The organism is Xenorhabdus sp. XBWT (genome assembly GCF_059072735.1).
Genome location: NZ_CM180990.1, coordinates 706,418 through 732,144 on the forward strand (window position 1 = coordinate 706,418; position 25,727 = coordinate 732,144).

Annotated in this window: 24 protein-coding genes and 1 pseudogene; 18 read left to right on the forward strand and 7 right to left on the reverse strand. The window is 43.7% G+C overall.

Features of this window, described 5'->3' with window-relative positions; translation table 11 throughout:
- Positions 1-101: 101 nt before the first annotated feature.
- The 3 genes from xni to AC5JQI_RS03070 all read right to left on the reverse strand — a co-directional run bounded on the left by xni (position 102) and on the right by AC5JQI_RS03070 (position 3,707).
- Positions 102-860, reverse strand: coding sequence for a flap endonuclease Xni (xni, locus tag AC5JQI_RS03060; protein WP_493913696.1), 759 nt, complete (start codon positions 858-860; stop codon positions 102-104).
- Positions 861-933: 73 nt separating this feature from the next.
- Positions 934-1,779, reverse strand: coding sequence for an NADPH-dependent 7-cyano-7-deazaguanine reductase QueF (gene queF / locus AC5JQI_RS03065; protein ID WP_493913697.1), 846 nt, complete (start codon positions 1,777-1,779; stop codon positions 934-936).
- A gap of 236 nt (positions 1,780-2,015) precedes the next feature.
- Positions 2,016-3,707 (reverse strand): cholesterol oxidase substrate-binding domain-containing protein, encoded by a 1,692-nt coding sequence (locus AC5JQI_RS03070; RefSeq protein ID WP_493913698.1) that lies wholly within the window; start codon positions 3,705-3,707, stop codon positions 2,016-2,018.
- Between the two features lie 137 nt (positions 3,708-3,844).
- Between AC5JQI_RS03070 and AC5JQI_RS03075 the strand changes: the two are divergent.
- From AC5JQI_RS03075 to AC5JQI_RS03095, 5 genes and pseudogenes are all read left to right on the forward strand, one after another.
- Positions 3,845-3,952, forward strand: a pseudogene (locus tag AC5JQI_RS03075) (IS1 family transposase); the annotation flags it as partial.
- A gap of 104 nt (positions 3,953-4,056) precedes the next feature.
- On the forward strand, positions 4,057-4,608 hold the full coding sequence (gene syd / locus AC5JQI_RS03080; RefSeq protein ID WP_237385897.1) for a SecY-interacting protein: 552 nt from the start codon (positions 4,057-4,059) through the stop codon (positions 4,606-4,608).
- A 604-nt stretch (positions 4,609-5,212) separates the two neighbouring features.
- Positions 5,213-5,539 carry a YqcC family protein gene (locus tag AC5JQI_RS03085; protein WP_493913699.1) on the forward strand — a complete coding sequence of 109 codons (327 nt, stop codon included), beginning with the start codon at positions 5,213-5,215 and terminating at the stop codon, positions 5,537-5,539.
- A 1-nt stretch (position 5,540) separates the two neighbouring features.
- On the forward strand, positions 5,541-6,293 hold the full coding sequence (gene truC / locus AC5JQI_RS03090) for a tRNA pseudouridine(65) synthase TruC (protein WP_493913700.1): 753 nt from the start codon (positions 5,541-5,543) through the stop codon (positions 6,291-6,293).
- A gap of 35 nt (positions 6,294-6,328) precedes the next feature.
- Positions 6,329-6,775 carry a flavodoxin gene (locus AC5JQI_RS03095; protein WP_337167775.1) on the forward strand — a complete coding sequence of 149 codons (447 nt, stop codon included), beginning with the start codon at positions 6,329-6,331 and terminating at the stop codon, positions 6,773-6,775.
- 82 nt (positions 6,776-6,857) lie between these two features.
- Here the strand turns inward: AC5JQI_RS03095 and AC5JQI_RS03100 are convergent, their stop codons facing one another.
- The 4 genes from AC5JQI_RS03100 to map all read right to left on the reverse strand — a co-directional run bounded on the left by AC5JQI_RS03100 (position 6,858) and on the right by map (position 11,955).
- Positions 6,858-7,244 (reverse strand): DUF3461 family protein, encoded by a 387-nt coding sequence (locus AC5JQI_RS03100; protein WP_237385893.1) that lies wholly within the window; start codon positions 7,242-7,244, stop codon positions 6,858-6,860.
- Between the two features lie 214 nt (positions 7,245-7,458).
- The gene (dapD, locus tag AC5JQI_RS03105; protein WP_493913701.1) at positions 7,459-8,283 is read right to left on the reverse strand and encodes a 2,3,4,5-tetrahydropyridine-2,6-dicarboxylate N-succinyltransferase; all 825 of its coding nucleotides are present in this window, start codon (positions 8,281-8,283) and stop codon (positions 7,459-7,461) included.
- A 40-nt stretch (positions 8,284-8,323) separates the two neighbouring features.
- A complete protein-coding gene (gene glnD / locus AC5JQI_RS03110; protein ID WP_493913702.1) occupies positions 8,324-10,978 on the reverse strand; it encodes a bifunctional uridylyltransferase/uridylyl-removing protein GlnD in 2,655 nt (884 codons plus the stop codon).
- Positions 10,979-11,157: 179 nt separating this feature from the next.
- A complete protein-coding gene (map, locus tag AC5JQI_RS03115; protein ID WP_237385890.1) occupies positions 11,158-11,955 on the reverse strand; it encodes a type I methionyl aminopeptidase in 798 nt (265 codons plus the stop codon).
- A gap of 377 nt (positions 11,956-12,332) precedes the next feature.
- Here map and rpsB point away from each other — a divergent pair, with 377 nt between their 5' ends.
- The 13 genes from rpsB to lpxA all read left to right on the forward strand — a co-directional run bounded on the left by rpsB (position 12,333) and on the right by lpxA (position 25,723).
- On the forward strand, positions 12,333-13,058 hold the full coding sequence (gene rpsB, locus AC5JQI_RS03120; protein ID WP_237385889.1) for a 30S ribosomal protein S2: 726 nt from the start codon (positions 12,333-12,335) through the stop codon (positions 13,056-13,058).
- A gap of 164 nt (positions 13,059-13,222) precedes the next feature.
- The gene (gene tsf, locus AC5JQI_RS03125; RefSeq protein ID WP_237385888.1) at positions 13,223-14,080 is read left to right on the forward strand and encodes a translation elongation factor Ts; all 858 of its coding nucleotides are present in this window, start codon (positions 13,223-13,225) and stop codon (positions 14,078-14,080) included.
- A gap of 133 nt (positions 14,081-14,213) precedes the next feature.
- Complete coding sequence (pyrH, locus tag AC5JQI_RS03130) at positions 14,214-14,942, forward strand: UMP kinase (RefSeq protein WP_237385887.1); 729 nt, start codon at positions 14,214-14,216, stop codon at positions 14,940-14,942.
- 171 nt (positions 14,943-15,113) lie between these two features.
- Positions 15,114-15,671 carry a ribosome recycling factor gene (gene frr, locus AC5JQI_RS03135; protein WP_092548588.1) on the forward strand — a complete coding sequence of 186 codons (558 nt, stop codon included), beginning with the start codon at positions 15,114-15,116 and terminating at the stop codon, positions 15,669-15,671.
- 157 nt (positions 15,672-15,828) lie between these two features.
- Positions 15,829-17,025, forward strand: a complete 1,197-nt coding sequence (ispC, locus tag AC5JQI_RS03140; RefSeq protein WP_493913703.1) for a 1-deoxy-D-xylulose-5-phosphate reductoisomerase — start codon at positions 15,829-15,831, stop codon at positions 17,023-17,025.
- Positions 17,026-17,349: 324 nt separating this feature from the next.
- Positions 17,350-18,045 (forward strand): polyprenyl diphosphate synthase, encoded by a 696-nt coding sequence (uppS, locus tag AC5JQI_RS03145; RefSeq protein ID WP_493914591.1) that lies wholly within the window; start codon positions 17,350-17,352, stop codon positions 18,043-18,045.
- A 9-nt stretch (positions 18,046-18,054) separates the two neighbouring features.
- Positions 18,055-18,918 (forward strand): phosphatidate cytidylyltransferase, encoded by an 864-nt coding sequence (gene cdsA / locus AC5JQI_RS03150; protein WP_493913704.1) that lies wholly within the window; start codon positions 18,055-18,057, stop codon positions 18,916-18,918.
- 6 nt (positions 18,919-18,924) lie between these two features.
- Positions 18,925-20,280, forward strand: a complete 1,356-nt coding sequence (gene rseP / locus AC5JQI_RS03155; protein ID WP_493914592.1) for a sigma E protease regulator RseP — start codon at positions 18,925-18,927, stop codon at positions 20,278-20,280.
- Positions 20,281-20,314: 34 nt separating this feature from the next.
- Complete coding sequence (gene bamA, locus AC5JQI_RS03160) at positions 20,315-22,696, forward strand: outer membrane protein assembly factor BamA (protein ID WP_493913705.1); 2,382 nt, start codon at positions 20,315-20,317, stop codon at positions 22,694-22,696.
- Positions 22,697-22,801: 105 nt separating this feature from the next.
- A complete protein-coding gene (skp, locus tag AC5JQI_RS03165) occupies positions 22,802-23,299 on the forward strand; it encodes a molecular chaperone Skp (protein WP_493913706.1) in 498 nt (165 codons plus the stop codon).
- Positions 23,300-23,303: 4 nt separating this feature from the next.
- Positions 23,304-24,332, forward strand: coding sequence for a UDP-3-O-(3-hydroxymyristoyl)glucosamine N-acyltransferase (gene lpxD / locus AC5JQI_RS03170; RefSeq protein ID WP_493913707.1), 1,029 nt, complete (start codon positions 23,304-23,306; stop codon positions 24,330-24,332).
- Positions 24,333-24,469: 137 nt separating this feature from the next.
- Positions 24,470-24,922, forward strand: a complete 453-nt coding sequence (gene fabZ / locus AC5JQI_RS03175; RefSeq protein WP_237385881.1) for a 3-hydroxyacyl-ACP dehydratase FabZ — start codon at positions 24,470-24,472, stop codon at positions 24,920-24,922.
- Between the two features lie 3 nt (positions 24,923-24,925).
- Complete coding sequence (gene lpxA, locus AC5JQI_RS03180) at positions 24,926-25,723, forward strand: acyl-ACP--UDP-N-acetylglucosamine O-acyltransferase (RefSeq protein ID WP_237385880.1); 798 nt, start codon at positions 24,926-24,928, stop codon at positions 25,721-25,723.
- Positions 25,724-25,727: the final 4 nt, after the last annotated feature.

Below are 25,727 nucleotides of genomic sequence, written 5' to 3' on the forward strand. Positions count from 1 at the left end.
TGTGCTTCATCAGGCGTTATACATTTTCAACGTGTTATTTGAAACAGGTTTCAAGATGCAGCCAATAAAACTGCATCTTGAAAGGCTATGGCAATGAGTTTTTATCTATTATTGATGAGCCGTAATTGCTGCAAATTCCCCTGAAGCGATAAATCGGTTCTTAAGGATGCCACTTCACGGCAGATATAAGCCATTTCTTTGTGGGATTCTAATTTTTTCCGCCATTTATCGGGCTGAGTTTCTAAATGCTGGAATAAATTATCCAGCGAACCTGCTTGTTGCAGCAGTCTGGTCGCGGTTTTGGAACCAATACCCTGAATTCCCGGTATTTTACTGCTACTAATACCTGCCAGCCCCCAATAATCAGGAAGTTGGACAGGTGAAACACCAAACTCTTGCTGAACAAAAGGCAAATCTAGCCAGCGTTTTTGAAAGTAATCACGGATCTGGATATTAGGAGAAAGAAGCTGACAGTAGCCTTTATCCGTTGAAACAATCGTAACCTGATGCCCGCTGCTGGCGACTTTAGTTGCCAATGTTGCAGCCAAATCATCTGCTTCATGTCCTTCCGCATGCCAGCACGCTATGCCCAGTGTATTGAATGCCTGCTTGATCAGGGGCATTTCCTGCTGCAAGCTATCCGGCATGGCAGAACGGCCCGCTTTGTAGTCGGGGAGAAGCTGATGTCGCCAGCTATGGCTGCGATCATTTTCATCAAATACCGTAACCGCGTGAGTCGGTGAGGTGTGGGTGATTAATTGCTTCAGGGCATGTTCACAAGCAGAAATGCAAGGGCTTCCCTGTACAGCATGGATGCGCCGAATCAGGTTCAGGGCATCTACAATCAAAAGGTGTATCATGGTTGTTGTGTTCCGTCCGTGGGTGTATTCCTTGGCACCAGCCCCATCAGAAAATGTCGCCAATCAGATTCGATTATTGGCGGGCTAATCTTCCTGTCGCCGGAATAAATTCTTCGTTACTGCGCCATGGATTAATATCCAATCCTCCCCGACGGGTATAACGGGCATAAACACTGAGTTTTTCAGGGGCGCACAATGCCATTAAGTCATTGAAAATACGCTCAACACATTGTTCATGAAATTCATTGTGATGACGGAAAGAGACTAAATAACGCAATAATTTTTCTTGATCGATTTGAGGGCCTTTATAGCGAATCATAACGGAACCCCAGTCTGGCTGATGGGTGATCAGACAATTCGATTTTAACAAATGACTCACCAAGGTCTCTTCAACGATAGAACCCGTCGCTGCATTATTAAGATAATCTCGGCTGAACTGATAATCATCAATTTCAATATCCTGATTATCAATGCATTCTCCTGCAAAATCGGCAATTGGCTGTTGACTGAAATGATGAACAGGATATAGAACAACCTCAATATCACCGTTGGCACAAGCAGATAGATCTTGTTGCAGGGTTTTTTGTACCGTTTCCCAATCAGAAAAACGGGTTTGGTTAAAACTGTTCAAATAAAGCTTAAAGCTTTTTGATTCGATAAGATTTTCACTGGCTGAATTAAGACTGACATGCCCGACGGCAACTTGAGGGACGCCGCGTGCGTTGAGCCAGGAAAGTTCGTACATTGTCCAGATATCTGCACCGTGAAAAGGGAGTTTGTCAGGATACAGCCCAAGAGGTTCACGGTTCAGGCTGCGGGGAACGGCTTGGAGTATAGTGGGGTCATAACTGTCTTTGTAGGGAGTTGGTTTACCTAACGTAAGCTGGGAGAGTGCTTCATTATCCTGATATAGAGACATTAGGATTCCTTAAAATTGGAAAATTCTTAGATTTTTAGACTGTGAGGTAAGTCCGTAGTGTATCAGTGAATCTTAAAAGTTCGTATTTTTATTGTGCATTACTGCCATTTTCCTCAAGCCTGTTTCTGAGAGGCCGAGTCTCTTTTCTTCAATGGAATAGCTATATGTCCGTTTTATTTCTCCACTATTTGGTAATAGCAGATATGTTTTTATACCTGCTATTTATTAGACTACGATTAGTCAGAAAGTAATTTATCCAATAACGGGGATCTAAATATATTATGCGGATCGTGTTTCTGTAATGCGGAAACGGCTAAATCCCAATTGTTATCTGTAGGTAAGCCATCAGTAAATGAGACGGGAATTATTTTAGTCAGCACTTCTTCATCTTCCCATGCGGCATTTTCACTGTATGCCCAACCTTTACTCCATTCGACACGGGCTGAAGCATAAGTGCCATTAAATTCCTGAAATAACCACTTCTCGAATTGACGCATAAATTCAATGGCATGTGGTGTTTTGGGAAAGGTTAAGATATCCAGCCAAATTGCAACATCCCACTCAGGATGATCCGAACGTGGGCGGATGGCAGATAAGCTGGGAACAACGGCTTTTTCATGTACTACATCAGCAGGATCATCTAATCCAGTGACTCTGACTTCGAGAGGACCGTTGACAGGATATTTTCCTGTCACGGTGAATTCCTTCATCAGAGTTTGCCACTGGGTATAGAATACGTTCAGCACACGTTGTATATCGGCTCGGCGTGTTAAGATGGCATAACCATTTGCTGTCACGCGCAATGTTGTCGGTTTTACATATAACAGCAGGTTTTTACTCCAGCCCCAGATATCTTTTTCACGGCCTTGTAAGGCACCCTTTACAAGCTGATATTGCATTTCACCTATAAGGGGCGTTAGTGCAGGAGTATTGATAAGTATATTTTCTGTAATATCGGATATGGATAATGAAATATTATCGGAAAATGGATAGTTATAGGGGGTTTTAACTTCAGTGCTCGATGCGGGTTTATTTGGTGACACACTCCAGACTTTTAGCCATGGTTTATCTGTAAAGGGGAACAAAATTATTTCAGCTCGACCGCTTTTATCTAAGAATTGGCTGAAAGTTCGATTTTCTTTTGTATTTCCTGAGAAAGCAAATAACTCTGTCGCCGGAATATCAGTGAAGCTTTGGCAGCGTAAACGTTGGTTTTTACCAGCCTGAAACTGAACTTCCAGAATGAGGGCACTGCCGATATGGGTCAATAAAGGAGCACAATCTGGATGATTTCGTTCAAAACGTTTGATGGTATATTGCTGACTTTCTGTATCCCAAACGACAGCAGATAAAGACAATATTGTGTTACTCAGAGAACCGTATGTATGCCCGGTAAGCGGCTCTTCTCCGAAAGCTTTAATGGCACTACCATGCCCGTTTATTGCGAGAACCGCCCCGAGGGTTAAATCACCGGGAGCCGGGGTTGCAGTAAAGCCAAGATCCTGCTCTTCCATTTGTGTCAGCAGCGTTTCCATTAATATAGCCGTTTGTGCTGTTACGATGGAAAACTGGGGATGATGCTCGATATTAACATGAGTAAAGGATTGAGAAAGATCCATCAGCATAATGCGGGCTGTCGGATTTTCCCCTATTCCCATTATCAGTGGTGACCAATTATGGGATTGACCGATCGGTCTGAGCTTATAATTTTCTTTCCATGCCCAATTGACGATTGAAATAACATCTTCTGTGCTGCGTGGTATGCAATATGGAATATTATAAGCCTGAATTTCTCCTGACCAATTTCTAAATGATCTATTTACGTATTTTATATTTGAAGGGAAATTAAGTAGGGGGTATTTTGGTTCAGTAATGAAATTCTGTTGTGAATAATTATTTTCTTGTTCGATTGAATCTGATGAGATCATTATTTTTATTTCCTTTATGTTTTATTTTATTTGTAGGTTGTTTTTTAATATTAATTTTAAAATAAATCTATCATGCCTAATGGGTTCTGAGTTTCAGACAATAAAACGGATGCTTGCAAAAGAGGTGAAAAAATCGTTTGCGTAACCGAATTAAACGCTTAATTCGGAAGACATTGTATTATTCAAAGTCACCTGAAATGCATAACAAAATCATCGGTACTTTCATCGAAAGGGAATGTTATATTAAGATGCTTATCAATGCATTGAGTATAGACCTTATTTTGTCAAGAACGTATCGAAATAAGTGGGATAACATTGCATACCTGAAAATGATGGATGATATAACTCTATGACCTTTTATGTGACAAAAGCACTTTCTGACTTTACCCAGCGTTATATTGAATTGTGGCAAGAAAATACAGGGTTTCCACCAGCCAGTAGCGATCTGTATGGTATCCCTTCTCCGTGTATTGATCGTACAGGAGATGAAGTGGTGTACTGGCTTCCTCAGCCGTTTTCGATTCAAGGAAAACTGAGTAAGGTTGAAACAGCGCTGGATATCTGTTTACAGGATTCTATCCACGATTACTATGTAACGCAGTTTGCCGGGGATATGGCAGCCAGTTTTGAAGGCCAAAACCTGAGTCTGATTCAGGTATGGAGTGAAGATGATTTTATCCGGTTGCAGGAAAATCTTATTGGTCATTTGGTCACTCAGAAGCGGTTAAAGCTCTCTCCTACTCTATTTATTGGAACGACAGATTCTGAAATGGGGCTGATTTCTGTCTGTAATTTGACAGGACAAGTGATACTTGAGCAATTTGGCAGCCATGAGCGAACGACATTATCCCCGGATCTAGCCACTTTCCTTTCTGTTATCAAGCCTGTCATAGTGAGTTAGTTGCAGATATTGGTTCAATTTTTTGTAAGAGATGTCTCACACGGTATGTGAGATATCTCTCTTAATCATAGCGTGAATATTACTGGTGGATATTATTTTTATGATATATCAATGATATGAAGTTTATGGTTGTACCATCCTTTTGTCATGCAACTTATTATGCTAATTCAGTGGCTTGTTTCAGCAGCTTGAATATTAGATCATTTCACTGTTCCGAAAGGAATCACAGCAAAACAATAACCAGGGAATAATTCCATCGGGAAGATGGTTCAAGGATGGTCAGGTACAGGCAGGAGCGCCAGAATCTATCAGTATAATGATTAAGTAAAGGATAACAGGCAGGGACGTTTTTTGTCAGGGAACGAGCAGGATGCACCCCATTTAGCAGGATTGCTATGACAACCTCTGAGAGGAGGGATATTTTATCTCTCCTCTTTTTTATACCCAGTGGATTTCAAGCCAAAACTCAAAATATATTGGGTATATTTCATCTTATCTCCTCACAAGTTTTCCGCTGAAATCACATCAATGATACTCTTATGCTCCAATGAAATGGTGGCAGTTTCTGCCATCTGAGCAATAGACAGACATCAGACGAAACATCATGAGTATCGAGAAAAAAATTTTACTTAAATTACAGTCAATTGAAGCCACCATGAAAATGGTAGGTATATGGCAAAATTATCCACCTAAACCAGAATCTTTTGAAAGTACCGAGCCTTTTTCTATTGATACTATGTCAGCGGATGAATGGCTTCAATGGGTATTAATCCCAAGAATGCGGGCTTTAATAGAACAAAAGGCTAATTTACCGACTGCATTTGCTATCGCACCGTATTTTGAAGAAGTTTATAAAGAAGAAGTAGAGCGTTATTTACCTTTGCTGGAGAATTTAAGGGAATTGGATACTCTATTTGCGCAGGGGGCTTGATATGCTGGATATTATTTATCAGGATGAGCATATTGTCGCAGTCAATAAACCTGCGGGCTGGTTGGTTCATCGTAGCTGGTTGGCGCGCCATGAAACCGTTTTTGTGATGCAGACACTGCGTGATCAAATTGGGCAGCATGTTTTCCCTGTTCATCGTCTGGACAGGCCAACATCCGGCGTTTTATTGATGGCTCTTTCAAGTGAAGTAGCGAGGACGCTTTCACAACAATTTGAATTCCACGATATACAAAAAACGTATCATGCGGTTGTGCGGGGTTATGTAGAAGGTGATGATATTATCGACTATGCCCTTATGGAACAGTTGGACAAAATCGCAGATAAGTTTGCTGATACTGACCGAGAAGCGCAATCAGCAGTTACACATTATCGTTCATTGGCAACTGTTGAGTGTCCGGTTGAGATAGGGCGGTACCCGACATCACGTTTCAGCCTGTTGGAACTGATGCCAAAAACGGGTCGTAAGCATCAACTGCGGCGGCATATGGCACATATCCGGCATCCTATCATTGGGGATACCACGCATGGCGATTTGCGACAAAACCGAGGAGTTGTTAAATATTATCAGACTGGTAGGTTAATGCTGCATGCCAGCCATCTTCAACTCAAACATCCTGTAACAGGAGAAAAACTTCTTCTGACTGCTCGGTGGGATGCATCCTGGCAGCATTTGCTTGAACAATTTGGGTGGCAGTGTATTGTGCCTGATCTGGAATGTTTAACCGCTCATGAATGAACGCAGTATCAAACTGATTAAAGAGATCAATATCTATGGCAAAGATTGGTGTTTTCGTTGGTACAGTTTATGGCAATGCTCTGGCAGTTGCAGAAGAGGCACAGCAGATCCTTGGACGGCAAGGGCATGAAGTTAAAACCTTTGAAGATGCAACTTTAGCGCAATGGCAAGAATACCGGCAACAGGTTGTGTTAGTGATTACTTCGACGACAGGGCAGGGTGAGCTGCCTGATAATATCCGACCACTCTATGCAGAACTGAATGATAAGTTGGGGCATCAGTCTGACTTACGCTATGGCATGATTGTGTTGGGCGATCGTAGTTACGACACATTTTGCGGTGGTGGCCGTATATTTGATGAACTGTTACAAGAACAGGGAGCCAAGCGAATCGGGGATATACTGTTGATTGATGCTATTGAAGTAGTTGAACCCGAAGCCTTTGCCCAAGACTGGATAGAGCACTGGGGGGCTTTGCTGTAGGAAAGTTTCCTGTTACACCGCTTAGGCCTTTACTTTAATGTAACGTTGGGAAGATAAGCGGTGTAATGGTGTAGCTAACAGATTACTTGCGGGTCAGTTTTTCTAGATCTGCTTCGATTTCCGCAATTTTATTGGCAACAACATGTTCAAGATGACGTAAATCGTCAAGGATCTTGTGTTTTAAATCCATTTCTATCTGGTCGTGTTTGCAAATCTGATCCAGCTCCTCAATTACATAACGCAGATTGGTGTTTATCTCTTTGACTTCTTTGTAACCTTGCCCTGAGTTATCATCAGAGATGGTTTTTAACTGACGTGGATACTTAAACTTAACGCTTTTGGCGAAGAATTCGCCTTTGTCCTTGCGGAAATAAATCTTCAGAATGTCGTTATTCGCTTCCTGACGGAGGCTATAGCGATCAATATCTTCAGGATGTGTGATCCCCAAACTTTTCAAGTTATCGTACATAGCGCGTCACCTAGTCACCTAAATGAAATGGAAAGGCAAAAAAATAGTGGATTTATTATCCATTTCATCCTTGTTAAAAGTCAATTGGTTAGTGATCAGTAGAAAAATGAGACAATAAAGTAACAGGTTTTCTTAATCCAAGACTAAGCGGCTACATATTTATGTAGCCGTAAGCAATTGCATGAACTCATTTGTGAAGTGGGAAGTCGTGCTGTTAATCAATATTTCTCAGCAGTTCGTTAATACCAACCTTGCCACGGGTCTTGGCATCTACTTTTTTCACGATAACTGCACAGTACAGGCTGTAGCTGCCATCTTTCGACGGAAGGTTACCGGATACGACAACTGAACCTGCTGGCACACGGCCATAATGAATTTCACCGGTTTCACGATCATAGATTTTGGTGCTTTGACCAATATAAACACCCATTGAGATCACGGAGCCTTCTTCCACGATGACGCCTTCTACGATCTCAGAACGGGCGCCGATAAAACAATTGTCTTCAATAATGGTTGGGTTAGCCTGCAAGGGTTCCAGAACACCCCCAATACCAACGCCGCCAGATAAGTGAACATTTTTACCGATTTGTGCACAGGAACCCACAGTAGCCCAAGTATCTACCATTGAACCTTCATCCACATAGGCTCCTAAGTTGACGTAAGATGGCATCAGTACGGTGTTACGGGCGATAAAAGCGCCTTGGCGCACTGCCGCCGGCGGCACTACACGGAACCCTTCTTTCTCGAAACGAGCCTGATCATAATCAGCAAATTTCATGGGTACTTTGTCGAAATAGCGGCTTTCAGAGCCTTCCATAACTTGATTGTCATTAATGCGGAAGGAAAGCAATACAGCCTTTTTCAACCATTGATGCGTTACCCATTCTCCATCAATCTTTTCAGCGACGCGAAGTTTGCCGCTGTCCAGCATTTGGATGACCTGATTAATGGTGTCGCGGGTGGCTCCATCAACGGTGGATGGTGCAATGTTTGCACGGTTTTCAAACGCATTTTCGATTGTAGCTTGTAATTGCTGCATAAGTACACGGTTCCTAATTTCTGTTAAGTCAAGAGTATTGCTATAGTTTATCCCGTGTGTTGAGGGCTTCTGTCAACCTTTCTGATAATTCATCCCTTATTTTTTTATGTAATGCATTTTGATCTTTATCTGCCAGTACAAAAAAATCTTCAACACGTTCCCCTATGGTGGTGATTCTAGCTCCATGCAAGGAAATTCCCAATTCAGTGAAAATATTGCCTACCCGAGCCAGTAATCCGGGTTGATCCAATGCAACCAATTCCATATAAGTGCGGCGGATATTTTTCGTCGGTAAAAAGCTGACTTTGGTCGGGACATTAAAATGGCGTAATTTAGTTGGTAGATGACGTGCTTTCGGCACCTTGGGATGAGGATCGTTCACCACTTTCAGTAAAGCACGGCGGATGGATTCGTGACGATCAAGCGCCAGTGGATGGCCGTTAGGCTCCAGTACCACAAATGTATCCATTGCCATTTCATCAAGACTCGTAAAGATTTGGGCATCGTGGACGCTTAAGTTACGTCTGTCCAACTCCCCAACAACTGCGGCAAACAATGAAGGCCGGTCTTGGCACCAAATAAAAATCTCTGTACCGCCGTGGGAAAATGCAGTGCTGATCAACACCATCGGTTCTGAAGAAGTATGGTGGATCAAGTGGCTGGCATGCCATACCAATTGATCCGGAGTATGACGCAGGAAATAATCAGCATGGAAACGGCTCCATATGCTGTGCAATTGTTGTTCGTCGATATTGGCTTGTCGCAATAGAGCCAGTGATTGTGTGCGATTATTGCGAATACGTTCTCGTAAGTCAGGGGGATTTTGGAGACCTTGGCGCAATTGTGTTTCTGTGGCGAAAAAGAGTTCGCGTATCAGGCTTTGTTTCCAACTGTTCCATAGCTTAGCATTGGTGGCGCAAATATCTGCAACAGTCAGACAAACTAAATAGTTCAATCGGGTTTGGTTTTTGACTATTCTAGCAAATTGTTGAATAACATCAGGGTCTTGAATATCCCGTCGCTGGGCGGTGACTGACATTAATAAATGATCACGAACCAGCCATTCTATTAATTCTGCTTCGTGATTTGTCAGGCCATGTACTTTTGCGAACGTGAATGCATCTTTAGCACCAAGCTCAGAATGATCACCATTGCGCCCCTTGGCGATATCATGGAAAAACGCCGCCAACCGCAGCAGTTCCGGTTGCGGGAGACGGGGATAAAGCTCAACACACAAAGGATGGATCACGCGGTTATTTTCATTAGCGAAACTTTCCAGCTTTTGTAGTACCCGTATGGTGTGTTCGTCAACGGTATAAGCATGAAAAAGATCAAATTGCATCTGGCCGACGATATTGCTCCACATCGGCATATACGCTCCTAATACACTATGGTGGTGCATTGGGAGTAGCGCACCCCTGACTGCGTAGGGATGGCGCAGAATATCCATGAAAACTTTTCGTGCTTCGGGCAATTCACATAAAGGATTATGCAGATTTCTACGGGCATAGCGAAGTTGGCGCAATGTTCTGGAGTAGATCCCCTGAATTTCGTGATGTTCCGCCATGTGATAAAACATTTTCAATATTGAGGTAGGATCACGACTAAACAGCGTTTCATCAATTAAATCGATGAGATTACCCCGTAATTGAAACTCTGTATTCAAGGGACGAGGTTTCTCATTAGGCTGCAATGCCAGAATCGCTTCATCAAATAGCTGCAACAGCATGCTATTGAGTTCACTGATACGACGGGTCATGCGATAGAAATCTTTCATCATCCGTTCGACGGGTTGATTACGCTTGCCTTCATAGCCGAGCAGTCGGGCAACACTGAACTGACTTTCAAACAGCAGCCGATTATCATAACGGGTAACGACCAGATGAAGGGCAAAACGGATGCGCCAGAGAAAATTCTGGCATTCGTTTAATTCGTTACGTTCTTCGCGGGTCAGGAAGCCAAAATCGACCATCTCATCCAAGGATGTTGCGCCAAAATGGCGGTGAGCAACCCAAAGTAAGGTGTGAATGTCGCGTAATCCACCGGGGCTGCTTTTGATATCAGGCTCCAGATTGTAGCTTGTACTGTGATAACGTTGATGACGTTCTTGCTGTTCAACGAGTTTAGCCGCGAAAAATTGGGCAGATGGCCAGAAATCATCACTGAAAATATATTTCTGCAAGCGTAGAAATAAGGGCAGATCTCCACAAATTAAGCGTGCTTCAATAAGGTTTGTGGCGATAGTGAGATCGGAAAGCCCTTTTTGCTGGCACTCTTCGAATGTCCTGACACTATGACCTACTTCCAGACGGATATCCCAGAGCAGAGCGATGAACTTTCCGATTTGTACTGATTGTTCTTCAGTGAGCGGAGATTCATTTAGGATCAATAGATCAATATCAGATAGAGGATGTAATTCACGGCGACCATAGCCACCGACTGCAATCAGAGAAAGAGAGACTATTTGGTCAAATTCCCGTTCCTGCCATAAGCGCTTCAACAGTTGATCAATATAATCACTGCGAGCGTAAATCAGTGCATCCGGTGTGATTCCTGCCTTGAAGGCTTGCTCCAGCCATAGCTGAAATTCATCAATATGCTGTTTAAGGACAGGGTATTGAAGGTCATTGTGGGAAAATTCCACAGGAGAAAGGGGAGGAACGGGTGCTTGCGCTAAGAAGATATCGACTGGCATATGCAGAGACCTATTATGAGAAAGCTTATGGGGAAGCGAGCCATAATGTCCAGATTACTGAGAAAATCGTGAGATGAACAGGGATTATTGGTCATGGGAATGAAACAGAATGAAGCGTCAGCCCAGTGAGTTGACAGACGCTTCATTGATTAGAAATGGTAAATTGCGTCAGTCAGCAATTATTCGTTGACTAAGACTGCTGAAATATACGGCTCTTCTTCTTTGCGCCATGTCATGATTTCACAACCATTGTCGGTTACGACAATAGTGTGTTCATACTGCGCAGACCAACCGCGATCTTTGGTTTTGACTGTCCAGCCGTCTTTCATGGTACGGATGCGGAAATCACCTGCATTAACCATGGGTTCAATAGTGAATGCCATTCCTTTTTGCAGAACAACACCGCCATCATCCGCATCATAATGCAAAACATGTGGCTCTTCGTGGAAGACCCTGCCGATACCGTGACCGCAATATTCGCGAACAACAGAATAATCCTGAGCTTCCACAAACTGCTGAATTGCTTTGCCAAGGGTACGCAAGCGAATGCCCGGCTTAACCACTTTCAGGGCAAGATACAGGCTCTCTTGTGTCACGCGGCAAAGGCGCTCACCTTGGATAGTTGGCTTACCGACGATGAACATTTTGGATGTATCACCGTGGAACTCATCTTTGATGACAGTAACGTCAATATTGACGATATCACCGTCTTTCAGCACCTTGTCATCACTCGGAATACCGTGACAAATTACGTCATTGACTGAGATGCACACAGATTTAGGGAAACCGTGGTAACCCAGACAAGCAGAAATGGCCTGTTGTTTCTCGGTGATGTGCTTGTGACAGATGCGATCCAGTTCACCTGTGGTGACACCCGCCTTGACGTAAGGCTCAATCATTTCCAGAACTTCGGCTGCCAGACGTCCGGCAACACGCATTTTCTGAATGTCTTCTTCTGTTTTGATAGAAATAGCCATGAAATGGGTCCATTTAAGTCGGAAAATGACCGACTATTTGATATTAACTAAGGAAAATTGTTGTCGGTAATGGTACCAGCCCACCGAATGTCTGCCAATAACCGTTGGTTGACAGACTATCAGAAAGCTGTAACAAATGTTGGAGTATAGTGGTGGTTTGTGGTATAAAGCGCGCCGGTATTCTGTGTAATTGTTTCTGCCTTAATGCAATGCGCAGGGATACTAAATAAACTCATTATGTGTAAATAACACACACGGGTCGGCACATACACCGGGGTGCTCTCATGCGGCTAATCATATGGGTAGCTTGCAGCTAAAGAGTCGGTGTCATGGGACCTGTGGAGGCATAACCCCAATTAACTTTATAGAGGTCTAAAATGGCAACTGTTTCCATGCGCGATATGCTGCAAGCGGGCGTTCACTTCGGTCACCAGACTCGTTACTGGAACCCAAAAATGAAACCTTTCATCTTTGGTGCTCGTAACAAAGTTCATATCATCAACCTGGAAAAAACTGTTCCAATGTTCAACGGTGCACTGGCAGAGCTGAACAAAATTGCTTCCCGTAAAGGTAAAATCCTGTTTGTTGGTACTAAGCGTGCTGCTAGCGAAGCAGTAAAAGAATCAGCACTGAGCTGTGACCAATACTTCGTTAATCACCGTTGGTTAGGTGGTATGCTGACTAACTGGAAAACTGTTCGTCAGTCAATCAAGCGTCTGAAAGATCTGGAAGTGCAGTCTCAGGATGGTACTTTTGACAAGCTGACCAAAAAAGAAGCGCTGATGCGTACTCGTGAGCTTGGTAAACTGGAAAACAGCCTGGGCGGTATCAAAGACATGGGCGGCCTGCCTGATGCTCTGTTTGTTATCGATGCTGAACACGAACATATTGCTATCAAAGAAGCAAATAACTTGGGTATTCCAGTATTCGCTATCGTTGATACTAACTCTGATCCAGATGGCGTTGATTTCATCATCCCTGGTAACGACGACGCAATCCGTGCAGTAAAACTGTACCTGACCGCTGCAGCTACCGCTGTTCGTGAAGGTCGTTCTCAAGATCTGGCTGTTCAGGCGGAAGAAGGTCTCGTAGACGCTGAATAATAAGGTATGCTCATTTTGAGCCCTTATTGACCAGGTATTGAAATATATTGGTTAGGGGGCCTATTACGGCCCCCTTTACATATCTGATATAGAACTATTATCTGATATAGAACTTTCCACGCGGAATATTATCTTCCCGCGAGACACATCGAGGAATAAAACAAATGGCTGACATTACCGCTGCTCTGGTAAAAGAACTGCGTGAGCGTACTGGCGCAGGCATGATGGAATGTAAAAAAGCACTGGTTGAAGCAAATGGTGATATCGAGCTTGCTATCGATAACATGCGTAAATCAGGTCAGGCAAAAGCTGCTAAGAAAGCAGGCCGTGTTGCCGCTGAAGGTGTTATCCTGGTTGAAGTTGCGGCTGATGCTACATTCGCGGGTATTGTTGAACTGAACTGTGAAACTGACTTCGTTGCTAAAGATGCAGGCTTCCTGGCATTCGGTAAAGAAGTGATCGCAGCAGTAATGGCTGACAAAAACGCTGATATCGATGCTCTGAAAGCTAAGTTCGAAGAACAGCGTACTGAACTGGTTGCGAAAATCGGTGAAAACATCAACATCCGTCGTGTTGAAATCCTGGAAGGCGAAGCTGTAGGTTCTTACCTGCACGGTGCTCGCATCGGCGTTCTGGTTTCGGCTGAAGGCGCAAGCGAAGAATTGATCAAACACGTTGCAATGCACGTTGCTGCAAGCAAGCCAGAATACGTGAACCCAACTGACGTTCCTGCTGACGTGGTTGAGCGTGAGCATCAGATCCAGATGGAAATCGCAATGCAGTCTGGTAAGCCTCGCGAAATCGCAGAGAAAATGGTTTCTGGCCGTATGAACAAATTCACCGGCGAAATCTCTCTGACTGGTCAGAATTTCGTAATGGATCCAAGCAAATCTGTTGGCGATCTGCTGAAAGAGAACAATGCTAAAGTGATCAATTTCATCCGCTTCGAAGTTGGTGAAGGCATCGAGAAAGTTGAAGCTGATTTCGCAGCAGAAGTTGCTGCAATGAGCAAACAGTCTTAATTTTCTTAAACGGAGCCGCCGATTGGCGGTTCTGTTTTATCTCATGATGAGTTTTTACATCTGGGCTGCGTAGCGTGGATGTGTAGTAATTGAATAAATCCCCAATATCCTTATCTGCTTAGGACTGAACACCATGGCAACCAATGCAAAACCCGTATATCAGAGAATCCTTCTTAAGCTCAGTGGAGAAGCCCTGCAAGGCGCAGAAGGTTTTGGTATCGACGCCAGCGTCTTAGACCGCATGGCTCAGGAAATTAAAGAACTGGTTGAGCTGGGTATTCAGGTCGGCGTCGTTATTGGAGGAGGTAACCTGTTTCGTGGTGCTGGTTTGGCAGAAGCAGGAATGAACCGTGTAGTAGGCGATCACATGGGCATGTTAGCGACTGTGATGAACGGTCTGGCGATGCGTGATGCTTTACACCGCGCCTATGTGAACGTTCGTTTGATGTCAGCCATCCCACTGAATGGGGTGTGTGACAATTACAGCTGGGCTGAGGCTATCAGCTTACTGCGTCACGGTCGTGTTGTTATTTTCTCTGCGGGTACTGGTAACCCGTTCTTTACAACAGATTCTGCTGCATGTCTGCGTGGCATTGAAATTGAAGCAGATGTTGTGTTAAAAGCGACTAAAGTTGATGGCGTCTATTCTGCTGATCCTACGAAAGCTCCTGAAGCCGTTCTCTACGATAAACTCACTTATCAGGACGTATTGGAACGTGAATTAAAAGTGATGGATCTCGCTGCGTTTACGTTGGCCCGTGATCATAATCTGCCTATTCGTGTTTTTAATATGAATAAACCAGGCGCACTCCGTCGTGTTGTGATGGGTGAAAATGAAGGCACGCTGATTTCTCACGACTGATTTTTCATAATTCGTGCTCAGAGAGACATTGGTGAAATTTGACGGTATGATCAGCGTCCTGATGCGCCAAATTTAATGACACAGGGCCACCTAGTTATCAGCTTGATTAGTGTATTTGCTAGTTACGCATATATGGCCTAAAAAAATAACCATCTCCCAAGGGTTTGTAACGTGATTAATGAAATTAAAAAAGACGCACAAGACCGCATGGAAAAAAGCGTCGAAGCACTGAAAAACCAAATCAGCAAGGTTCGTACTGGCCGTGCTTCTCCTAGCCTGTTGGATGGCATCAGCGTTGAATATTATGGCGCTGCGACTCCACTGCGTCAGATTGCAAACGTCGTTGCAGAAGATGTCCGTACTTTAGCAATTACGGTATTTGACCGCTCCATGACTCCGGCAATTGAGAAAGCGATTATGGCTTCTGATCTGGGTCTGAATCCATCTTCTGCTGGAACCATTATCCGCGTTCCATTGCCTGCACTGACAGAAGAACGCCGTAAAGATCTTATCAAGGTTGTTCGTGGTGAAGCGGAGCAGGGTCGTGTATCTATCCGTAACATTCGCCGTGATGCTAACGATAAGGTTAAGGCACTGCTGAAAGAAAAAGAAATCAGTGAAGACGAAGAACGTCGTTCACAGGATGAAATCCAAAAATTGACCGACAGCTTTATTAAAAAGATTGATGAAGCGTTGGCAAATAAAGAAACCGAGTTAATGGATTTCTAATCTCTATTTCTTAAATACAGCGCCGTATCCCTGCGGCGTTGTTCTTATTCTTGATATACACTTCGTATCACATTTCTTTCTCAAACGATGGACATAGCGATCTGTACAGCTCAAACTAACGCGATATTTATATCAGTAGCATATTCAGAGTATTAAAATGAAACGGTTAACTATTCTTGGCTCAACGGGTTCGATTGGGAAAAGTACGCTTTCTGTTGTCCGAAATAATCCAGAGAAATTCAGTGTTGTCGCACTTATTGCTGGGAAAAATATTGAAGTTATGGCACAGCAGTGCCTGGAGTTTCGCCCGCTATACGCAGCGATGGAGGATGAGCAATCTGCGAATGCGTTACGTCAATTACTGCAAGAACGAGGAAACCAAACCGAAGTTTTATTCGGCAAAGAGGCTATTTGTGATTTAGCGGCACTGGAAGACGTCGATCAAGTCATGTCTGCCATTGTTGGTGTAGCAGGGCTATTACCAACACTGGCGGCTATTCGTCGGGGTAAGCAAGTTCTGTTGGCGAATAAAGAATCGCTGATTACCAGTGGACGCCTGTTTATGGATGCAGTTGCTCAATACAAAGCGCAACTGTTACCCATTGATAGTGAACATAATGCTATTTTTCAAAGTTTGCCTGCCGAGGTTCAACATAATCTTGGCAATATAAATTTGAAGGATCATGGTATTTCCAACATTATACTGACAGGTTCGGGTGGCCCATTCCGTAAAACATCTCTGGATAAGCTGCCTGATGTTACACCGGATGAAGCGTGTGCACACCCAATCTGGTCAATGGGACGTAAAATTTCAGTTGATTCAGCGACCATGATGAATAAAGGGCTGGAGTACATTGAAGCACGTTACTTGTTCAGTGCGTCCGCTGATGAAATGGAAGTATTATTGCATCCTCAATCAGTCATCCATTCTATGGTCCGTTATCAAGATGGCAGTATTATTGCCCAGTTGGGAACACAGGACATGTGTACTCCCATAGCTTATGCGATGGCTTACCCCAACCGTATTCAATCTGGTGCGAAACCACTGGACTTTACCGAGCTGAGCATGCTCACCTTTGAAACACTGGATTATCAGCGTTATCCTTGCCTGAAGTTGGCTATTGAGGCTTGTCATGAAGGGCAGGCAGCAACAACTGTTTTGAATGCAGCGAATGAAGAGACAGTTGATGTTTTTTTGAAAGATGGAATCCGTTTCACAGATATTGCGAGAATCAATCGGTTAGTGGTAGAAAAATTAAATTTATCTGAACCTCAAAGTATAGAAGAGGTCTTAGAAATCGATAAAATAGCCAGAATTGCAGCGAGAAAAACCATCAGAATTTTTGCTAAGTAGCGAATTATTGTTAATAAGTATATGTTTGTTTGCGTTTTGGCAAATGATATAGTTCGCGGGTAAATTATAGTTGTTATAATCGCCAATTCAATTACTTTGCACCCGTGTTCTGATAGTAAAACCAGAGTAGAGGCTTTCATTCAGGTCGTGCCAGAAATAGCCGTGGTAGCCGTGATAATAATTAACACGTGACACGGCTTTTTCATGTTTGGAAGCGATTGAATTTATTGCAAGTCCAGCCTAGTTATTTAAGGATTATTTTGAGTGATATCTCCCAGTGATAGTGACTCATTGCCAACGGTACCCAGACATGTTGCCATCATTATGGATGGTAATGGTCGCTGGGCAAAAAAGCGTGGTAAATTAAGAATTTTTGGCCACCGTGCAGGAATTAAAGCTGTGCGGAGTGCTGTAAGTTTTTCAGTTAAACATAATATTGAATCACTGACGTTATATGCTTTCAGTAGTGAAAACTGGAATCGCCCACAGCAAGAAGTCAGCTCATTAATGGAATTGTTTGTTTTTGCTCTTGATAATGAAGTAAAGAGTCTGCATAAGCACAATGTGAAATTGTCTGTCATTGGTGATATCAGTCGTTTTAGCTCACGGTTGCAGGAACGTATTCGCCGTTCAGTTGAATTGACCATGGGCAATACCGGATTGCAGCTTAATATTGCCGCTAATTATGGCGGACGTTGGGATTTACTTCAGGGTATTAAGCAAATTGCTGACAAAGTTAAGGCAAATGAACTGGCACCTGAAGAGATTACTGAGTCTACAATTGGCAGTTTCATCAATTTAAATCAGCAGCCTGAAGTTGATCTTGTAATCAGAACGGGAGGCGAGCATCGTATCAGTAATTTCCTGATATGGCAGATCGCTTATGCAGAATTGTATTTTACCGATATACTTTGGCCTGATTTTGATGAAATTGCTTTTGAAGGTGCTATTAATGCCTTTTCCAAACGAGAACGCCGATTCGGCGGAACAATACCAGACGATGCCGAAGTGGGATCATAGGAGGAGAACTTGCTGAAGTACCGTCTTTTAACTACGTTGATATTAATTCCGCTTGTTATAGCAGCACTGTTTTTCCTGCCCCCATCGGGATTTGGGCTGGTTATCATTACTGTTTCTGCACTGGCCGCATGGGAATGGGGGCAATTTGCAGGTCTCTTTACTCAAGCTAAACGCATTACATTGGCAGTGTTATTTGCTGTAGGTTTATTGGCTTTGCAGTATTCTTTGTCGGATTTTCATCATCTTACTGAAAAACCTCAAATTATATATCTATTGTGGGCAGGGATGATTTGGTGGGTAGTCGCTATTTTATTAGTGGTTACTTATCCAGCCTCTGCTTCTATCTGGAAATCATCGGTTATATTGCGCCTGCTGTTTGGTGTTCTGACTATCGTGCCCTTTTATTGTGGGATGATGGTATTGCGTACCCAGGGTTATGAAAGCAATACCTACGATGGCGCATGGTGGTTGCTGTATGTAATGCTGTTGGTATGGGCTGCCGACTCAGGAGCCTATATTTTCGGCCGAACCATGGGTAAGCACAAAATGGCACCGAAGGTTTCGCCAGGTAAAACACTTGAAGGACTCGTTGGGGGATTACTGACCGCAGCACTGATTTCGTGGCTGTTCGGTAAGTTTGCACCTGTACCCACAATGCAGGAGCACTTGCTGTTGATTTCCACGGTTGTGGTTATTGCCTCGGTCTTTGGTGATTTAACTGAGAGTATGTTTAAGCGGGAATCAGGGATCAAAGACAGTAGTCAATTGATTCCGGGGCATGGTGGCGTTCTGGACAGGGTAGATAGCTTAACGGCGGCAATTCCTGTGTTCGCAGGGTTGGTAATGTTGATTTCTTCTGGATTTACTCTCTAAAGGTAAATAATGGATATTCTCTGGAATCTGGCTGCATTTATTGTTGCATTGGGCGTTCTTGTCACTGTACATGAGTTTGGTCATTTTTGGGTTGCCAGACGGTGTGGTATTTATGTTGAACGCTTTTCCATTGGTTTTGGTAAAGCGCTTTGGCGCCGTACAGATAAACAGGGAACAGAATACGTCATTGCCCTTATCCCTCTTGGTGGATATGTCAAAATGCTCGATGAACGGGTAGAAGAAGTTTCTCCTGAGCGTCGCCATATGGCTTTCAACAATAAAACTATTGGCCAGCGTGCAGCAGTAATCAGCGCTGGGCCAATTGCAAACTTCATTCTGGCTGTTATAGCTTATTGGCTGGTTTTTGTCATTGGCGTGCCGTCTGTGCGCCCGGTAGTGTTAGATGTTAAACCAGATTCCATTGCCGCTCAGGCAAATATTTTGCCTGGAATGGAACTAAAAGCTGTTGATGGTATCGAAACTCCTGATTGGAATGCGGTACGTCTTGTTATGGTAAGTAAAGTGGGTGAAGCATCTGTATCCGTAGATGTCACTCCTTTGGATACCAGTGAAAGCATCCAAAAGACATTGGATTTACGCGACTGGGCATTCGATGCGTCTAAGCAGGATGTTCTATTGTCTTTGGGGATGATGCCTGTTGTTCCTCGGATTAGTGCGCAAGTAGAAAAAGTTTATCCTGCTTCACCCGCTGAAAAAGCGGGTTTACAAAGTGGGGACAGGATCGTTAAAGTCAACGGTCAAGATGTAGATGTCTGGCACACTTTTTCATCTTTTGTCAGGAAGAATCCCAATATTCCTCTAAAATTGGACGTTGCGAGGGCGGGAGAAATAATTCCCCTGTCTCTGATTCCTGAAGTCAAAAAGTTGTCCAATGACCGTGAAGAAGGTTTTGCCGGCGTTGAACTTAAATTTATTCCACTGTCGGATGAATATAAGATTATTCAGCAATACGGGCCTTTCTCTGCCATTTACGAGGCAGGAAACAAAACTTGGCAATTAATGAAACTGACCGTCAATATGATCGGCAAATTAATTGTGGGGGATGTGAAGCTCGATAACTTGAGCGGCCCGATTTCTATAGCCAAAGGTGCTGGAGTATCAGCTGATTTTGGCTTGGTGTATTATTTAATGTTTTTGGCGCTGATTAGCGTCAATCTTGGGATCATTAATTTGTTCCCATTACCTGTACTAGATGGTGGACACTTGCTTTTCCTTGCTATCGAGAAGATTAAGGGAGGGCCAGTCTCCGAGCGTGTACAAGACTTCAGTTATCGCATTGGTGCTATATTGCTGGTGTTATTAATGGGGCTTGCACTTTTCAATGATTTCTCCCGCTTTTAAAGTGGGGGACCGGTTAGGAAAACGCATAACAACGATGGCGATGAAAAAGTTGCTCATAGCGTCGCTGCTGTTCGGCAGCGCCACTGCATACGGTTCAGACGGATTCGTGGTTCAGGACATTCATTTCGAGGGGCTTCAACGTGTCACCGTTGGTGCAGCATTACTGAACATGCCAATTCGCATAGGTGACTCAGTCAGCGATGAAGATGTTAGTCGCACGATCCACGCACTATTTGCGACTGGAAATTTCGAAGATGTTCGTGTCCTGCGTGATGGCAATTCACTTGTTGTCCAGGTAAAAGAACGGCCAACCATCGCCAGCATCACTTTCTCCGGTAACAAATCGGTGAAAGATGACATGCTCAAGCAGAACCTTGAAGCCTCTCGTGTTCGTGTTGGTGAAGCCCTTGACCGCACCATGCTGTCGAATATTGAAAAAGGGCTGGAAGATTTTTACTACAGCGTTGGTAAATACAACGCGACAGTGAAAGCTGTTGTTACTCCACTACCTCGCAACCGTGTTGACTTAAGGCTTGTTTTTTCAGAAGGGGTTTCTGCCAAGATCCAGCAAATTAATATTGTTGGCAATAAAGCCTTTCCTACCAATGGGCTACTTAATCATTTCCAACTCAGGGACGACGTTCCTTGGTGGAACATGACGGCTGACCAGAAATACCAGAAACAAAAATTGGCAGGTGATCTTGAAACCCTGCGCAGCTTCTATCTTGATCGAGGCTATGCCCGTTTCAATATAGATTCGACTCAAGTCAATCTGACACCGGACAAAAAAGGCATCTATATCACCGTTAATATCACCGAAGGCGATCAATATAAAATTGCAGGTGTTGATTTGAACGGTAACTTGGCAGGCTATCAGTCACAAATAGAAGAACTGACCAAAATTGAGCCGGGTTCACTCTATAACGGTGCTGAAGTGACAAGGATGGAAGCCGCCATCAAAAATCTGCTCGGTCGTTATGCTTATGCTTATCCCCGAGTGATGACACAACCTGAAATTGATGATGCCGATAAAATGGTTAAGCTGCATGTAAATGTTGATGCAGGCAACCGTTTCTATGTGCGTAAAATTCGTTTTTCAGGAAACGATGTCAGCAAGGATATGGTACTACGCCGTGAAATGCGCCAGATGGAAGGGGCGTGGCTGGGTAGTGATCTGGTTGAACAGGGTAAAGAACGTTTAAATCGGCTCGGTTATTTTGAATCTGTTGATGTGGATACCGAACGTGTCTCGGGTAGCCCAGACCAAGTTGATGTGGTCTATAAAGTTAAAGAGCGCAATACCGGCTCTATGAACTTTAGCGTTGGTTTTGGTACAGAAAGTGGCATGAGCTTTCAGGTTGGTGTCCAGCAGGACAACTGGTTGGGGACTGGTAATTCCGTGGCTATCAGTGCTACTAAGAATGACTATTCAAAGTCGGCTGATTTATCCTTAACCAACCCTTACTTTACTGTTAATGGTGTAAGTCTGGGTGGTCGGATGTTCTATAATGATTTCCGTGCCAATGATGCTGATCTTTCAAACTATACCAACAAAGGATATGGTGCTGAGGGATTGTTTGGTTTCCCACTGAATGAAAATAATGCCTTGAATTTGAGACTGGGCTATGCGCATAACTCCCTGTCTAACATGCGCCCACAGGTCGCAATGTGGCGTTATTTATATAAAATGGGCAAAAATCCGGGACTTGATGATAAAGCCAAATTTGATTCCAACGATTTCACGATGACGGTGGGATGGAATTACAACAATCTCGATCGTGGTTTCTTCCCGACTTCTGGCTTAAGATCATCGCTGGATACGAAAGTGACAATTCCTGGTTCAAATAACCAATTCTATAAAGTCACCTGGAACTCTGCAGGTTACTATCCTCTGGATGACGATCGTTCATGGGTGCTGGCGGGGCGTACTCGTCTGGGCTATGGTGGTGGTTTAGGTGGCAAAGAAATGCCATTCTATGAAAACTTCTACGCTGGTGGTTCCAGCAGCGTTCGTGGCTTCCGTTCGAATAATATCGGGCCTAAGGCTATTTATTTGAACAAGGAAGGAAAACCAGAGAAAAACAGCCCATCTCGTGATGCCGTGGGCGGGAACGCGGTAGCGGTTGCCAGTTTTGAACTGATTACACCAACTCCGTTCCTTGATGCGAAATATTCTAATTCCGTTCGGACTTCTGTGTTTGTAGATGCGGGAACGGTATGGGATACCAATTGGACTAAGACTTACGCTGGGATGCCTGACTACAGCAAGCCAAATAATATCCGTGTTTCGGCCGGTATTGCTCTGCAATGGTTGTCACCGTTAGGGCCATTGAGCTTCTCTTATGCGAGGCCAATCAAGGAGTATGCGGGTGATAGATCGGAGCAATTCCAGTTTAATATTGGCGGAACGTGGTAATTATTAACCGTTCTTGGTAAAAAAAGCGTCCTATTATCTATCATTAGGTAGGGCGATATTAAGTCTTCTAATCTGTAAAAATAGCGTGGGTCAAAGGAGTTTATAGTGAAAAAAGTATTGTGTGCAGCAAGCCTAGGTATGGCATTAGCGTTCTCTGCGGGTGCTCAGGCGGCAGATAAAATAGCTTTAGTGAACGTTGCTGAAATTTTCCAACAGTTACCAGCTCGTGAAGCAGTGGCAAAACAGTTGGATAACGAATTTAAAGGCCGTGCATCTGAATTGCAGCGCATGGAATCTGATTTGCAAACCAAGATTCAGAAATTGCAGCGCGATGGTTCAACTATGAAAGCCAGCGAGCGCGAAAAATCAGAAAAAGAAGTTGTAGCAAAACGTGATGAATTTGCTCAGAAAGCACAGGCTTTTGAGAACGATAATCGTCGTCGTCAGATGGAAGAACGCAATAAAATCCTGAACCGCATTCAGGATGCTGTTAAAGTGGTTGCAGGTAAAGAAGGTTACGATCTTGTTCTTGATGCGAATGCCGCTGTGTATTCTGCATCTGGTAAAGATATCACCGCAGAAGTATTGAAGCAGGTTAAATAAGTAAATGTTTTCAATTCGATTGGCTGACCTTGCTCAGCAGTTGAATGCGCAGTTGCAAGGTGATGGCGATATTGTCATCACCGGCATTGCGCCAATGCATTCAGCAAATAGTGAGCAAATTACATTTTTATCCGATAGTCGTTATAATGACAGGCTTGCTGAGTGTCAGGCTGCGGCTATTGTATTGCGTGAAGCAGACCTTCCTCACTGTAAGGTTGCAGCGTTGATTGTTGATAATCCTTATCTTACGTATGCACACATGGCGCAAATCATGGATGCAACACCACAACCCGCACAAGATATCCATTTATCAGCAGTCATTTCTCCCGATGTGGTTCTGGGCAAGAATGTGGCGATTGGCGCAAATGCTGTTATCGAATCTGGTGTTATTCTTGGTGATAATGTCATCATTGGTGTCGGTTGCTTTATTGGCAAAAATGCACGGATTGGTGCAGATACTCGTCTCTGGGCCAACATATCGGTATACCATAATGTTGAAATCGGTAAATCGTGCTTAATCCAATCAGGAAGTGTTATAGGTTCTGATGGTTTTGGATATGCTAATGATCGCGGAAATTGGGTTAAAATCCCACAGTTGGGTACTGTAATCATCGGGGATCGAGTTGAAATAGGTGCTTGCACAACCATTGACCGTGGCGCGTTGGATAACACAGTTATTGGTAATGGTGTTATCATAGACAACCAATGCCAGATCGCCCATAACGTAACGATTGGTGACCATACAGCAATAGCTGGTGGTGTGATTATGGCGGGTAGCCTGAAAGTTGGTCGTTATTGTATGATCGGCGGGGCGAGTGTCATTAATGGGCACATGGAAATCTGTGATAAAGTGACCGTGACTGGTATGACCATGGTGGTGCGTTCAATTACGGAACCCGGTATATACTCTTCAGGTATCCCATCACAACCGAACAAAATCTGGCGTAAGACTGCGGCTTTAGTCAAGAATATCAATGAAATGAATAAGCGATTGAAGTCACTGGAACGTCAATTGGGAAGTGAGGATAAGTAATTTCATTAACAATTTTGCTTAAGCGTTTTTGGTTGTGTTTTTAATTTTTGCGGCCTGCCTGATAACTCTGAATTCGGAGTTAACGCAGGCCGTGTCGTTAATACTATGATTCTTATATAGACAGGAAGAGTATTTAGATGAGTAATAATCATACTCTACAAATTGAAGAAATTTTGAATTTACTTCCTCACCGCTACCCATTTTTATTGGTAGACCGTGTTCTGGATTTTGAAGAAGGTAAATTTTTGCGCGCAGTTAAGAACGTAACATTTAATGAACCGTTCTTTCAGGGGCATTTTCCAGGTAAGCCGATTTTCCCGGGTGTACTTATCCTTGAAGCAATGGCTCAGGCTACTGGTATTCTGGCATTTAAAAGCGTTGGGTCACTAGAGCCGGGTGAATTGTATTATTTTGCAGCAATCGATGGGGCTCGCTTTAAACGTCCAGTATTACCTGGTGATCAAATGATCATGGAAGTTGAATTTATTAAAGAACGTCGAGGAGTTGCACGTTTCAGGGGTGTGGCTAAAGTCGATGGAGAATTAGCTTGTGAAGCTGAAATGATGTGTGCTCGCCGTCGTGAGGCTTAATTCATGATTGATCAGACCGCAGTTATCCATCCTTCTTCTATTGTTGAAGAAGGTGCAGTTATTGGTGCCAATGTGAACATTGGCCCATTTTGCTATATCGGTTCTCAAGTTGAAATTGGTGAGGGGACTGAACTGAAATCCCATGTTGTGGTTAATGGCATCACCAAAATTGGCCGCGATAACCAGATCTACCAGTTTGCTTCCATCGGTGAAGTCAATCAGGATCTCAAATATCAGGGTGAACCGACCCGTGTTGAAATTGGTGATCGTAACCGCATCCGTGAAAGTGTTTCTATCCATCGTGGTACAGTTCAGGGTGGTGGTTTGACCAAAATTGGCAGTGACAATTTGTTGATGATCAATGTTCATATTGCGCATGACTGTATTGTCGGTGATCGTTGTATCATTGCGAATAATGGCACATTGGGTGGGCATGTGGTTCTGGGTGATTATGTCATTATCGGTGGCATGACAGCTGTCCATCAATTCTGCCAGATTGGTTCCCATGTTATGATCGGCGGTTGTTCTGGTGTTGCTCAAGATGTGCCACCATATGTCATTGCACAGGGAAATCACGCCACTCCTTTTGGTTTGAACATTGAAGGCTTGAAGCGCCGTGGATTTAATAAAGAGTCTCTGCATGCAATCCGCAATGCTTATAAAATGCTTTATCGCAGTGGCAAATCATTAGAAGAAGCCAGAAAAGAGATCGATATCTTGGCGGAAGATAACTTGCATGTGAAATTATTCAGTGATTTTCTGGTGAATTCCGCAAAATCCAGCCGTGGCATTATTCGTTAAGTAG